The organism is Marinobacter mobilis (assembly GCF_900106945.1).
In the GTDB taxonomy this organism is placed as follows: Bacteria; Pseudomonadota; Gammaproteobacteria; order Pseudomonadales; family Oleiphilaceae; genus Marinobacter; species Marinobacter mobilis.
Map to the genome: position 1 here is coordinate 157,755 of NZ_FNNE01000004.1, position 13,499 is coordinate 171,253.

Sequence of the window (13,499 nt, forward strand, 5' to 3'; positions counted from 1 at the left end):
AACGGTCGCCGGTTCTCCGCTGGAAGCCGTGACCCGATCCGACAAATTTCCAGTGTCGACCCGATCTGGTTAAAATTTGCACATTAAGCCTGCATTTTCATGGCCGAGGCGTTATACTCCCCGGCCAATTTTTTCTCCTGAGTTCCGAGGTGACGTGTGGACTTTCCGACCCGTTTCGATGTCATTGTCATTGGTGGTGGCCATGCCGGTACAGAAGCCGCTCTGGCCGCGGCCCGCATGGGCTGTGCGACCCTGCTGCTGACCCACAACATTGAAACCCTGGGCCAGATGTCCTGCAACCCGGCGATCGGTGGTATCGGGAAGAGCCATCTGGTCAAGGAAATCGACGCCATGGGCGGCGCCATGGCCCGGGCCACCGATCGCGGTGGCATCCAGTTCCGTGTACTGAACTCCCGCAAGGGGCCGGCAGTGCGGGCCACCCGTGCCCAGGCTGATCGGGTGCTGTACAAGGCCGCGATCCGTGAAATGCTGGAAAACCAGCCCAACCTGACCCTGTTCCAGCAGGCGGCTGACGATCTCATCGTTGAAGGCGAGCGGGTCACCGGAGTGGTTACCCAGACCGGTATCCGGTTTTCGGCGCAGTCAGTGGTGCTGACCACCGGCACTTTCCTCGGTGGCGTTATCCACATTGGTATGCAGAACCATGCTGGCGGTCGCGCGGGTGATCCCCCGTCGATTGCCCTGGCCCGACGCTTGCGGGAACTGCCGTTCAACATCGGCCGCCTCAAAACCGGGACGCCGCCGCGCATCGATGCCCGCAGCGTCGATTTCTCGGTGATGCAGCAGCAGTGGGGCGATGACCCCACTCCGGTGATGTCCTTCATCGGTTCCCGTGACGAGCACCCGCAACAGGTGTGCTGCTACGTCACCCGCACCACCGAGCAGACCCACGACATCATCCGCAGCGGCTTTGACCGCTCGCCGATGTTTGCCGGTGTCATCGAAGGGGTTGGGCCGCGCTACTGCCCGTCCATTGAGGACAAGGTCAACCGCTTTGCCGACAAGGATTCCCACCAGATCTTTGTCGAGCCGGAAGGCCTGACCACCAACGAGCTTTATCCGAATGGCATCTCCACCAGCTTGCCGTTTGATATCCAGCTGGCGGCCGTGCGCTCGATCCCCGGGTTTGAGAATGCCCACATCACCCGGCCCGGCTACGCCATCGAGTACGACTACCTCAATCCCCAGGATCTGCGCCATACCCTGGAGACCAAGTACATGGCCGGACTGTTCTTTGCCGGTCAGATCAACGGCACCACCGGTTACGAAGAGGCTGGTGCCCAGGGTATGCTGGCGGGCATCAATGCCGCGCTGCGGGCCCAGGACAAGGAACCGTGGTATCCGCGCCGGGATGAGGCCTATCTGGGGGTGTTGGTGGACGACCTGATCACCATGGGTACCTCCGAGCCTTACCGTATGTTCACCAGCCGTGCCGAATACCGGCTGATCCTGCGGGAAGACAACGCCGACCTGCGGCTGACCGAAACCGGTCGCAAGCTGGGTCTGGTGGACGATCACCGCTGGGACCTGTTCAACCGCAAGCGTGACGCGATTGCCGCTGAACGCCATCGTCTGGAAACCACCCGCATCCACCCGGGCACGGCCCAGGGCGAGGTCGCTGACGGCCATCTCAACCAGCCGATGACCCGTGACCAGTCACTGGCGGAGCTGTTGCGGCGGCCGGAAATGGGCTATCAGCACATTGCCGACATCGGCGAGGTTCAGGCCGAAGATGCGCAAGTGGCGGAGCAGGTCGAGATCGAGATCAAGTACGAAGGCTATATTTCCCGTCAGGCGGACGAGATCGAGCGCCTGCGCCGTAACGAGAACACCCGTCTGCCGGATGACCTCGACTACGATGTGGTCGGCGGCCTGTCCAACGAGATCAAGCAGAAGCTCAAGACCGTACGGCCGGAAACCATCGCCCAGGCTTCCCGGATTCAGGGCGTTACCCCGGCTGCGGTGTCCCAGTTACTGGTTCACCTGAAGAAGCGTGACCTGTTGAGGAAGCAATCTGCCTGATGCCGGACGTCAATCACCCACTCTGGGCCCGTCAGCTCCAGGATGGCCTTGCCGCCATGGATGTGGAGCTGTCACCGCAGGTGCAGGAGCAGCTGCTGGCGTTTCTCGGCCTGCTGAACAAATGGAATCGCGCCTATAATCTCACCGCTGTGCGGGATCCGCGGGACATGGTGTCGCGCCAGTTGCTGGACAGTCTCAGCATCCTGCCCTTCATCCGCGCCGAACGGATTCTGGATGTTGGCTCTGGCGGCGGCCTGCCGGGGATACCGCTGGCCATTGTTTTTCCACAGCGTCGCTTTACCCTGTTGGATAGTAATGGCAAGAAGACCCGTTTTCTCAACCAGTGTGTGCTGGAACTGGGCCTGACCAACGTCGAGGTGATCCACGGCCGTGCCGAAGACTGCCAGCCGGACCAGCCCTTCAGTCAGATTACCAGCCGCGCCTTTACAGCACTGGCCAACCTGGTGGACTGGTGTGGTTCACTGCTGCAGGAAGACGGCGAGTTCCTTGCCATGAAAGGTCAGTTTCCGGATGATGAGGTGGCGGCATTACCATCAGGCTGGCAGCTGGGTTCGCACCAGCCGCTGGTGGTGCCCGGCTGCAGCGGCGAGCGCCACATGCTGATTCTGACGCGGGTACGGTCCAGCACAGACTGACCCCGGTTTTTATCCGATTTCAAAGACGTTCAAACACGATCCCTGCACAGGAGGCAAACCATGGCGCGTGTGATTGCGGTCACCAACCAGAAAGGTGGGGTGGGTAAAACCACAACCTGCGTCAACCTTGCTGCCTCTCTTGCGGCCACCAAGCGCAGGGTACTGTTGGTGGATATGGACCCCCAGGGTAACGCGACCATGGGCAGCGGTGTCGACAAGAATAGCCTGCAATTGTCCGGCTATGACCTGCTGACCAAGCGGGCCACGGCAGCGGAAGTCATTGTCCATGTCGAGTCCGCCGGTTTTGACCTGCTGGGCACCAATGGCGACCTGACCGCCGCGGAAGTCGAACTGATGAACGAGATCGGCCGCGAACACCGTCTGCGACTCGCATTGAATACCGTGCGCGACAACTATGATTACATCCTCATCGACTGCCCGCCGTCCCTTAACCTGCTGACCGTCAATGCGTTGTCAGCATCGGATTCGGTACTGATTCCGATGCAGTGCGAATACTATGCGCTGGAAGGGCTGGCGGCGCTGATGAATACCGTCGAGCAAATCAAGGAGACGGTCAATCCGAACCTCCAGGTGGAAGGCATTCTGCGGACCATGTACGACCCTCGCAATAGCCTGACTCTGGATGTCTCCGGCCAGCTCAACGAGTACTTCGGCGACAAAGTCTACCGCGCGGTGATCCCGCGCAATGTACGGCTGGCGGAAGCGCCTTCCTATGGCCTGCCGGCGCTGAAATATGACCGTGCCTCCAAGGGGGCCATTGCCTACCTTGCCCTGGCCGGGGAGATGGTGCGTCGGCATGGCGCGACCAGGAAAGCGGCCGCGGCGGCTGTGTAACCTGGCGATCCGTATCACTGACTGATTATTATTCGGAAGAATGACAAAGACCATGGCGGCGAAAAAACGAGGATTGGGAGAGCGCGGGCTCGGGGCATTGCTGGCAGGTTCCAAGGTGAACCTGGAACAGGACAGCCGGGACCGGGATGGTGAACTGCGGGAATTGCCGGTTGATCTGATCCAGCGTGGCCGCTATCAGCCTCGCCGCGATATGGATCCGGCGGCACTGCAGGAGCTGGCTGATTCCATTCGTCAGCAGGGAGTGATGCAACCGGTGGTGGTCCGTTCCATCGGCGAAGGCCGCTATGAACTGATTGCCGGCGAGCGCCGCTGGCGGGCTACCCAGATGGCCGAGCTGGACCGCATTCCGGCCATCATCCGCGAGGTCCCTGACGAAGCCGCCATCGCCATGGCGCTGATCGAAAACATTCAGCGTGAAAATCTCAACCCCATCGAAGAAGCCTTTGCTCTGCAGCGGCTGCAGGAAGAATTCGGGCTGACCCAGGCCCAGGTTGCCGAAGCGGTCGGAAAGTCACGAACCACCATCACCAACCTGTTGCGACTGATCGGCCTGACCGAAGACGTCCGCCTGATGCTGGAGCACGGTGATCTCGAGATGGGCCACGGCCGTGCCATGCTGACCCTGCCTCCGGAGCAGCAGCTTCAGGTGGCGCGGACCGTCGTTTCCAAGTCGCTCTCGGTCCGTCAGACCGAAGCCCTGGTGCGGCGTATCCAGCAGCAGAACGAGAACGCCACGACCACGGAACCGGGCGCCATTGATCCCAACATTCGCGCGTTGCAGGACGATCTCTCCGAACGTCTGGGTGCCCGGGTGTCGATTGCCCATGGTCAGCGCGGCAAGGGCAAGCTGGTGATCGAATACAGTTCCCTCGACGAACTGGATGGCATTCTGGGCCATATCAAATAGCGAACAGGGGTCTGTTTCATATTTGTGCCATTTTAGTGCTGTATGACTGGGACTTCAGTAGGACGACAAAATAGCCATCAGGAACCACAACCACTACATGTAGTGGTTAAAAAAGAAACAGATGCCCATTTGTGTCCAATCCTTCGCTAGCCTAGCTTTTTCGCGCAGTTACGGGGTCGCTGGGCCCTGCCGGTTATGTTGATTCGTGCAGATCGAACACATATAATCTGCCGCGCTTAATTGCGGTGTGATTGTGCGCACTTTTTCGCCACCACCGCGAGGCGGACAATTTTGGGGCATAGATAACGATGGCACATACGAACGGCATACGCCGTCCGCCCATTGGACAATGGTTTCTGATCCAGGGCGTGGTGCTGGTTCTCGTTGGTCTGGCGTTTTGGCTGAAGAGCGCTGTTGCCTGTTATTCCGCCTTTCTGGGAGGCCTGGTTTTTCTGCTTCCCCACGGTTATTTCGCGTTCAAGGCCTTCCGCTACTCCGGCGCGCGGGCGGCCAAGCAGATCATGAGTTCTTTTTATCAGGGTGAGGCCGGCAAGCTCATCCTCTGCGCCATCCTTTTTACGATGGTGTTCAAATGGATTCAGCCGCTCGATGTAGCGGCACTTTTTCTAACCTTTGCGATCATGCTGGTCACCAATCTGGTGACCCCGTTCCTGGCGAACGGCAGAGCGCAGCGAAATTAACTGGACCTGAGAGAACGTTATGGCAGGCAGTGCATCTGAATATATCCAGCATCACCTCCAGAACCTGACGTATGGACAACTGCCGGCGGGCTATGAGCGCGCCGACGGTACCGTGCTGCAGGACGCTACCTGGACTTTAGCCCAGACCGGCGCCGAAGCTGGCGACATGGGGTTCTGGGCTATCCACGTCGATTCCATGGGCTGGGCCATTGGCCTGGGTATCCTGTTCCTGTTCCTGTTCCGCATGGCCGCCAAGCGTGCCACCAGCGGCATCCCCGGTGGACTGCAGAACTTCGTCGAAGTGATGATCGAGTTCGTCGACACCAGCGTCAAGGAAACCTTCCACGGCAAGAACAAGGTCATTGCCCCGCTGGCCCTGACCATCTTCTGCTGGGTCTTCCTGATGAACCTGATGGACCTGGTGCCGGTCGACTTCCTGCCGCAGCTGTTCCACATGGCTGGTCTGGATTACATGAAAGTGGTTCCGACCACCGACGTTAACGTCACGCTGGGCATGTCCCTGTCGGTCTTCGCACTGATTATCTACTACAGCCTGAAAGTCAAAGGCGTGGGCGGCTTCATGGGTGAACTGACCCTGCATCCGTTCTCTTCTGACAACCTGTTCCTGAAGATCCTGCTGATTCCGGTGAACTTCCTGCTGGAAGGTGTGAGCCTGATCGCCAAGCCGATCTCTCTCGCGCTGCGTCTGTTCGGTAACCTTTACGCCGGTGAGCTGATCTTTATCCTGATTGCCCTGCTGCCGCTGTGGGCCCAGTGGACCCTGTCCGTACCCTGGGCGATCTTCCACATTCTGGTTATCACCCTGCAGGCCTTCATCTTCATGATGCTGACCATCGTGTACCTGAGCATGGCGCACGAAGACAGTCACTGAGTACTGGCCGTAGAAACAGAGTTGTCGCAATAACCGTTTTGAATTGAAGAAAACCTTAACCATTAACTGAAAACTTAACTGAAAACTAGGAGTTAACATGGAAACTGTAGTTGGAATGACCGCGATTGCCGTTGCACTGCTGATCGGCCTGGGTGCCCTGGGTACTGCTATCGGCTTTGGTATCCTCGGTGGTAAGTTCCTGGAAGGCGCTGCCCGTCAGCCGGAAATGACCCCGATGCTGCAGGTTAAAATGTTCATCGTTGCTGGTCTGCTTGACGCCGTAACCATGATCGGTGTTGGTATCGCCCTGTTCTTCACCTTCGCCAACCCGTTTGTTGCCCAGGTAGCTGGCTAATCGAGTCGCCATTCCGGGGCGAGCCCCGGTTTGTTGATTCACTAAACAACAGGCGAGAGGTGAAGACGTGAACATTAATTTGACGATTATCGGTCAAGCCATCGCGTTCTTTATCTTTGTTGTCTTCTGCATGAAGTACGTTTGGCCGCCGATCATGGCTGCCCTGCAGGAGCGTCAAAAGAAGATCGCGGACGGACTGGCTGCCTCTGATCGTGCCGCGCGTGACCTGGAACTGGCTCAAGAGAAGTCTGCCCAGGAACTGCGTGAAGCGAAGCAGCAGGCTGCTACCCTGATCGAACAGGCCAACAAGCGTGCCGCCCAGATTGTGGAAGCATCGAAAGATGACGCCCGCAAGGAAGGCGAGAAGCTGATTGAGCAAGCCAAGGCCGAAATTGAACAGGAGCGCAATCAGGCTCGTGACGCGCTGCGTGCAGAAATTGCCGCTATCGCGATTGCCGGTGCTGAGAAGATCCTGGAAACCTCTGTCGATGCCTCCAAACACAGCGAGATGCTGGATAAGCTGGCAGCAGAACTGTAAACGACGAGGTTCATCATGGCAGAACTGAGAACGCTGGCTCGCCCGTACGCCAAAGCGGCTTTTCAGGCCGCTCAGGACCAGCAGCAGCTGGCTGAATGGTCTGAAGCGCTGACGGTAGCAGGGCAAATCACAGCGAACGAAGTAATTCGACAGCTTCTCGCTAATCCGGGAATGGACGAGCAGAAGAAGGCAGACCTGATTCTGGAAACCGCCGAAGTGAAGGTTTCCGACGGGGTGCGCAACTTCTTCACGATTCTTGCTGAGAATCGTCGTCTTGCTCTGCTTCCCGAGATTGCAGCGCTCTTCAACACGTACCGCGCTGATCTGGAGCGCACTGTTGATATCGACGTTACCACAGCATTTGAGCTGTCGGACGAACAGCAGCAGAAGCTCGCCCAGGCACTGTCGACCAAGCTTGAGCGTCAAGTGTCACTCGCAGCATCAATGGACAAGTCTCTGATCGGTGGTGTGATTGTACGCACCGGCGATCTGGTTATTGATGCATCTGTCCGCGGAAAGCTGAAAAAGCTGGCCGAGACTCTGGGCTCCTGACTTCAGCACAAGGTTTGAGGATAAAGGCATGCAGCAACTGAATCCATCCGAGATCAGTGACATCATCAAGAAGAGAATCGAGAAGCTCGACATCTCTTCCGAAGCAAAGAACGAAGGTACGATCCTGTCTGTTTCTGACGGTATCGTGCTGATCCACGGTCTCGCCGACGTTATGTACGGTGAGATGATTGAATTTGCCAACGGCACTTTCGGCATGGCTCTGAACCTGGAGCGTGATTCCGTAGGTGCGGTTGTGCTGGGTGACTACGACGACCTGGCCGAAGGCCAGAAAGTTCGTTGCACCGGTCGTATCCTGGAAGTACCGGTTGGTCCGGAACTGCTGGGCCGTGTTGTAGACGGTCTGGGTAACGCGATCGACGGCAAGGGCGAGCTGGGTACCGACCTGACTTCTCCGGTCGAGAAGGTTGCTCCGGGCGTAATCGCTCGTCAGTCCGTTGACGAGCCGGTTCAGACTGGTCTGAAAGCCATCGATACCATGGTTCCCATCGGTCGCGGCCAGCGTGAGCTGATCATCGGTGACCGTCAGATCGGTAAGACCGCTGTCGCCATCGACGCGATCATCAACCAGAAGAACACCGGCATCAAGTGTATCTACGTTGCCGTTGGTCAGAAGCAGTCTTCCATTGCCGCTGTTGTGCGCAAGCTGGAAGAGCACGGCGCCATGGACCACACCATCGTGGTTGCTGCCGGTGCGGCTGATCCTGCAGCGATGCAGTTCCTGGCTCCGTACGCGGGTACTGCCATGGGCGAATACTTCCGCGACCGCGGTGAGGATGCCCTGATTGTATACGATGACCTGTCCAAGCAGGCCGTTGCCTACCGTCAGATCTCCCTGCTGCTGCGTCGTCCGCCGGGCCGTGAAGCTTACCCGGGTGACGTTTTCTACCTGCACTCCCGTCTGCTTGAGCGCGCATCCCGCGTAAACGCTGACTACGTAGAAAAGTTCACCAACGGTGAAGTGAAAGGCAAGACCGGTTCCCTGACCGCTCTGCCGATCATCGAGACCCAGGCCGGTGACGTATCTGCGTTCGTACCGACCAACGTGATCTCCATTACCGACGGTCAGATCTTCCTGGAAACCAACCTGTTCAACTCTGGTATCCGTCCGGCTATGAACGCCGGTATCTCGGTATCCCGTGTTGGTGGTGCGGCCCAGACCAAGATCATGAAGAAGCTCGGCGGTAACATCCGTCTGGCTCTGGCCCAGTACCGTGAACTGGCTGCCTTCGCACAGTTCGCTTCCGATCTCGACGAAGCGACACGTAAGCAGCTCGAGCACGGTCAGCGTGTTACCGAACTCATGAAGCAGAACCAGTACAGCCCGCAGTCCGTGGCTGAAATGGGTACTGTTCTGTTCGCAGCCAACGAAGGCTTCCTGGACGACGTTGACGTAGAGAAGGTTGTGTCTTTCGAAGCACAGCTTCTGGACTGGATGCGCGCGGAGCAATCCGAGCTTCTGGCCAAGATCAACGAGAAAGGCGATTTCAACGATGACATCGCTGCCGGCCTGAAAGCTGCACTTGAGACATTCAAGACCACTCAGAGCTGGTAACAGGCTTCGGCCTGCGAGTCATCGCAGGCCGGCTTTGTGTCAGCGAGTGTCTAACTTGAGAAGGCAGTGAGTTATGGCCGTCGGAAAAGAAATACGTAACCAGATTTCCAGCATCAAGAGCACGCAGAAGATCACCAGCGCCATGGAAATGGTGGCGGCGAGCAAAATGCGTAAGGCTCAGGATCGTATGCAGGCGACTCGCCCGTATGCGCAGAAGATGCTTCAGGTTATCGGACACATTGCGAAGGCAAATGCTCAGTATCGTCACCCGTTTATGGTCGAGCGCGAGGTCAAGCGCGTGGGCTATATCGTGGTATCGACGGACCGGGGCCTTTGCGGTGGTCTGAACGTCAACCTGTTTAAAGCGCTTGTCCGTGAAATGAGAGCGTGGAAAGAGAAAGGTGTGGACGCTGATCTGTGCGCGATTGGCCAGAAAGGCAGCTCCTTTTTCCAGAACTACGGCGGAAACGTCGTTGCGGCGCTGACCCATCTGGGTGACAGCCCGAGTTCTGACCAACTCATCGGCAACGTCAAGGTCATGCTGGATGCCTATAACGAAGGCAAGATCGACCGTTTGTACGTCGTACACAACGAGTTCGTGAACACCATGACCCAGAGCCCGAAGGTAGAGCAGCTTCTGCCCCTGCCGGAAGGTGAAAAGGACGAAGAAGAGATCAAGAGCCAGTGGGATTATCTCTACGAGCCCGATGCCAGGCAGATCCTCGAAGGTCTTCTGCCACGTTACATTGAATCCCAGGTATACCAGGGTGTGGTAGAAAATCTGGCATGTGAACAGGCCGCCCGAATGATCGCCATGAAGAGCGCAACTGATAACGCCGGTGGCATCATCGACGAGCTGCAGTTGGCTTATAACAAGGCGCGTCAGGCAGCTATTACCCAAGAGATATCGGAGATTGTGAGCGGCGCGGCTTCGGTCTGATCCCGCCCACAGTCCAACTGGTTTTATTGACTACTTAAGATAACGAGGAACCGAGCATGAGTAGCGGACAAATCGTTCAGATCATTGGCGCGGTTATCGACGTGGAATTCCCACGTGACTCCGTACCCAAAGTGTATGACGCACTGCTGCTTGAAGGTGGCGATACAACTCTGGAAGTCCAGCAGCAGCTGGGTGACGGAATTGTTCGTACCATCGCCATGGGCAGCACCGAAGGCCTCAAGCGTGGCCTGACCGCAACCAACACCAACGCACCGATTTCCGTCCCGGTCGGCACCCAGACTCTGGGCCGTATCATGGACGTTCTGGGTCGTCCTATCGACGAAGCCGGCGACATCGGTGAAGAAGAGCGTTGGGCGATTCACCGTAAAGCACCTGGCTATGCAGATCAGTCTGCCTCTGCCGACCTGCTGGAAACCGGCATCAAGGTTATCGACCTGATCTGCCCGTTCGCCAAGGGTGGTAAGGTTGGCCTGTTCGGTGGTGCCGGTGTAGGTAAAACCGTAAACATGATGGAACTGATCAACAACATCGCGAAAGAGCACTCCGGTCTCTCCGTATTCGCAGGTGTTGGTGAGCGGACCCGGGAAGGTAACGACTTCTATTACGAAATGAAGGAGTCCAACGTTCTCGATAAGGTTGCCATGGTTTACGGCCAGATGAACGAGCCCCCAGGAAACCGTCTGCGTGTGGCCCTGACCGGTCTCACCATGGCTGAGAAGTTCCGTGACGAAGGTCGTGACGTACTGTTGTTCGTTGACAACATCTACCGTTACACCCTGGCCGGTACCGAGGTATCTGCACTGCTGGGCCGTATGCCTTCCGCGGTAGGTTACCAGCCGACTCTGGCCCAGGAAATGGGTGAGCTGCAGGAGCGTATTACCTCCACCAAGAACGGCTCCATCACGTCCATCCAGGCGGTCTACGTACCGGCGGATGACTTGACTGACCCGTCTCCGGCCACCACCTTCTCGCACCTTGATGCGACCGTGGTACTGAGCCGTGATATCGCTTCCAAGGGTATTTACCCGGCGATCGATCCGCTGGATTCCACCTCTCGTCAGCTGGATCCGCTGATCATCGGTCAGGAGCACTATGAAGTTGCCCGTGGCGTGCAGACCAACCTGCAGCGTTACAAGGAACTGAAGGACATCATCGCGATCCTCGGTATGGACGAACTGTCAGAAGAAGACAAGCTGACCGTAGCCCGTGCCCGTAAGATCGAGCGTTTCCTGTCCCAGCCGTTCCACGTAGCGGAAGTATTCACCGGTTCTCCCGGTAAGTACGTGTCGCTGAAGGAAACCATCAGCAGCTTCAAGGGCATCCTCAACGGCGACTACGATGATATGCCTGAACAGGCGTTCTACATGGTAGGCTCCATGGAGGAAGCGGTCGAGAAAGCGAAGGAAATGAAGGCCAAGGGTTAATTCCACTAAGCCATTGTTTCCGGATCGACCAAAGAGGCAACTGACATGGGTATAACCGTGCATTGTGACGTGGTAAGTGCCGAAGAGAAGATCTTTTCCGGACTGATTGAAATGCTGATCGCCGCCGGTTCAGAGGGTGACCTGGGTATTGCCCCGGGTCACACCCCTCTGCTGACCGCGCTGAAACCGGGCCCTGTCCGGGTGATCAAGCAAGGCGGTGAGGAAGAGATTCTTTATGTCTCTGGCGGCTACCTCGAGGTTCAGCCGAACCTCGTCACGCTGTTGGCTGATACTGCAGTTCGTGCAAAGGATGTGGACGAAGCTGCAGCTGTTGAAGCCCAGCGCGAAGCCGAGAAGGCAATTGCCAGCAAGACCGGTGAATTCGAATATTCCCGTGCCGCTGCAGAACTGGCCGAGGCTGTTGCTCAGCTTCGGACCATTCAGCAGCTGCGCCGTAAGATGAAGTAAACGCTTACGGTCGGGAATTGCTGATCGCCAAAGCCGCATCCTGAACGGGCGGGTGTCGTCTCCGACGGCACTGCCCCCAGGGCTGCGGCTTTTTTATTTCTACAAACGGATTCTGCAACGCTATCCAGCCGTGCGCCGAGGCGCCACAACAGGAGATCCCTTCCGCCATGACACCGCTCCACGTCATCATCCTGGCCGCTGGTCAGGGCTCGCGTATGAAATCCTCGTTACCCAAGGTGCTGCACTGTGTGGCCGGTAAGCCGATGCTGCATCATGTCGCCGATACCGCCCGTACGCTTGGCGCCGCCGGAATCCACGGGGTGATTGGCCATGGCGCCGATCAGGTCCGCGCGATCACGCCGGCCGACGATATCCAGTGGGCGTTGCAGGAAGAACAGCTGGGTACAGGGCACGCGGTGGCTCAGGCCCTGCCGAATGTGCCGGATGATGCCAATGTCCTGGTGCTGTATGGGGATGTGCCACTGACCAGTGCGAAAACCCTGGAGCGTTTGATTGGACAGGTCGGTGAGCGTTCACTGGCATTGTTAACCGTGACCCTGGAAGATCCCCACGGTTACGGCCGGATCATCCGTGATCAGGGCGACAAGGTACTGGCGATTGTCGAGCAGAAAGACGCCAGCGAGCACCAGCATCGTATCACCGAGGTCAATACCGGCATCCTGGCCGTGCCCGCGCGGCTGTTGAAGGACTGGTTGCCCAAGCTGTCCAATAACAATGCCCAGGGCGAATATTACCTGACCGACATTATTGCCATGGCGGTGACCAACGGCGTTGCCGTCAACGTGGCCCAGCCGGACAACGAGTTTGAGGTACAGGGCGTCAATAATCGACTGCAACTGGCGGAACTTGAGCGTTGGTACCAGCGCCGTCAGGCCGACCGACTGATGACCGAGGGCGCTACCCTGGCGGATCCGGCGCGGGTGGATGTGCGCGGCAACCTGCAGATCGGCAATGACATTCTGATCGACGTGAATGTGGTGTTTGAAGGGGACGTCACCCTTGGCAACAACGTCAGTATCGGTCCCGGCTGTGTGATCCGGAATACCGTGATTGGTGACGGCGCGGTGATTGAGGCCCATTCACTGATCGACGGAGCCGAAGTCGGTAACAACGCCAAGATCGGGCCTTTTGCCCGCCTGCGTCCCGGCACCCGTCTGGCCGCTGACACCAAAATCGGCAACTTTGTTGAGACGAAAAAGGCAGTGGTTGGTGAAGGCAGCAAGATCAACCATCTGAGTTATGTCGGCGACGCCACCCTGGGGCGTCACGTCAATGTTGGCGCCGGCACCATCACCTGTAACTACGATGGCGTCAACAAGCACCAGACGGTCATTGGTGATGAAGTTTTTGTAGGGTCCAACACCTCACTGGTGGCACCTGTTACAGTGGACAGCAACGCCACCATCGGGGCGGGGTCTACCATCACCAGGCCGATTGAGGCCGGGGAACTCGCGGTTGCCCGTGGTCGTCAGCGTAATGTCCAGAACTGGCAGCGGCCCGAAAAGAAAGCGTGATAGCATCGTATCCATCAA

At 57.8% G+C, this 13,499-nt stretch carries 14 protein-coding genes; all 14 read left to right on the forward strand.

Features of this window, described 5'->3' with window-relative positions:
• Window positions 1-156: 156 nt before the first annotated feature.
• The 14 genes from mnmG to glmU all read left to right on the forward strand — a co-directional run bounded on the left by mnmG (window position 157) and on the right by glmU (window position 13,481).
• Window positions 157-2,043: a tRNA uridine-5-carboxymethylaminomethyl(34) synthesis enzyme MnmG gene (gene mnmG / locus BLV11_RS07705; RefSeq protein ID WP_091812389.1), complete on the forward strand. Its 1,887-nt coding sequence runs from the start codon at window positions 157-159 to the stop codon at window positions 2,041-2,043.
• A complete protein-coding gene (rsmG, locus tag BLV11_RS07710) occupies window positions 2,043-2,699 on the forward strand; it encodes a 16S rRNA (guanine(527)-N(7))-methyltransferase RsmG (protein WP_091812390.1) in 657 nt (218 codons plus the stop codon). The genes mnmG and rsmG overlap by 1 nt, the downstream gene beginning before the upstream one ends.
• A 60-nt stretch (window positions 2,700-2,759) precedes the next feature.
• Complete coding sequence (locus BLV11_RS07715) at window positions 2,760-3,554, forward strand: ParA family protein (protein ID WP_091812391.1); 795 nt, start codon at window positions 2,760-2,762, stop codon at window positions 3,552-3,554.
• Between the two features lie 52 nt (window positions 3,555-3,606).
• Complete coding sequence (locus BLV11_RS07720) at window positions 3,607-4,482, forward strand: ParB/RepB/Spo0J family partition protein (protein ID WP_091812392.1); 876 nt, start codon at window positions 3,607-3,609, stop codon at window positions 4,480-4,482.
• 308 nt (window positions 4,483-4,790) lie between these two features.
• Entirely contained in the window at window positions 4,791-5,183 is a 393-nt protein-coding gene (locus BLV11_RS07725) for a F0F1 ATP synthase subunit I (protein ID WP_091812393.1), read from the forward strand.
• Between the two features lie 19 nt (window positions 5,184-5,202).
• Complete coding sequence (gene atpB, locus BLV11_RS07730) at window positions 5,203-6,075, forward strand: F0F1 ATP synthase subunit A (RefSeq protein ID WP_091812394.1); 873 nt, start codon at window positions 5,203-5,205, stop codon at window positions 6,073-6,075.
• 97 nt (window positions 6,076-6,172) lie between these two features.
• Complete coding sequence (atpE, locus tag BLV11_RS07735) at window positions 6,173-6,430, forward strand: F0F1 ATP synthase subunit C (protein WP_091812395.1); 258 nt, start codon at window positions 6,173-6,175, stop codon at window positions 6,428-6,430.
• Window positions 6,431-6,497: 67 nt separating this feature from the next.
• Window positions 6,498-6,968, forward strand: a complete 471-nt coding sequence (locus tag BLV11_RS07740; protein WP_091812396.1) for a F0F1 ATP synthase subunit B — start codon at window positions 6,498-6,500, stop codon at window positions 6,966-6,968.
• Between the two features lie 15 nt (window positions 6,969-6,983).
• Window positions 6,984-7,520: a F0F1 ATP synthase subunit delta gene (locus BLV11_RS07745; protein WP_091812397.1), complete on the forward strand. Its 537-nt coding sequence runs from the start codon at window positions 6,984-6,986 to the stop codon at window positions 7,518-7,520.
• Window positions 7,521-7,548: 28 nt separating this feature from the next.
• Window positions 7,549-9,093, forward strand: coding sequence for a F0F1 ATP synthase subunit alpha (gene atpA, locus BLV11_RS07750; protein WP_091812398.1), 1,545 nt, complete (start codon window positions 7,549-7,551; stop codon window positions 9,091-9,093).
• Between the two features lie 73 nt (window positions 9,094-9,166).
• The gene (atpG, locus tag BLV11_RS07755) at window positions 9,167-10,033 is read left to right on the forward strand and encodes a F0F1 ATP synthase subunit gamma (RefSeq protein WP_091812399.1); all 867 of its coding nucleotides are present in this window, start codon (window positions 9,167-9,169) and stop codon (window positions 10,031-10,033) included.
• A gap of 56 nt (window positions 10,034-10,089) precedes the next feature.
• Entirely contained in the window at window positions 10,090-11,478 is a 1,389-nt protein-coding gene (gene atpD, locus BLV11_RS07760; RefSeq protein WP_091812400.1) for a F0F1 ATP synthase subunit beta, read from the forward strand.
• A 45-nt stretch (window positions 11,479-11,523) separates the two neighbouring features.
• Entirely contained in the window at window positions 11,524-11,946 is a 423-nt protein-coding gene (locus BLV11_RS07765) for a F0F1 ATP synthase subunit epsilon (protein ID WP_091812401.1), read from the forward strand.
• Between the two features lie 167 nt (window positions 11,947-12,113).
• Window positions 12,114-13,481 carry a bifunctional UDP-N-acetylglucosamine diphosphorylase/glucosamine-1-phosphate N-acetyltransferase GlmU gene (gene glmU, locus BLV11_RS07770; protein WP_091812402.1) on the forward strand — a complete coding sequence of 456 codons (1,368 nt, stop codon included), beginning with the start codon at window positions 12,114-12,116 and terminating at the stop codon, window positions 13,479-13,481.
• Window positions 13,482-13,499: the final 18 nt, after the last annotated feature.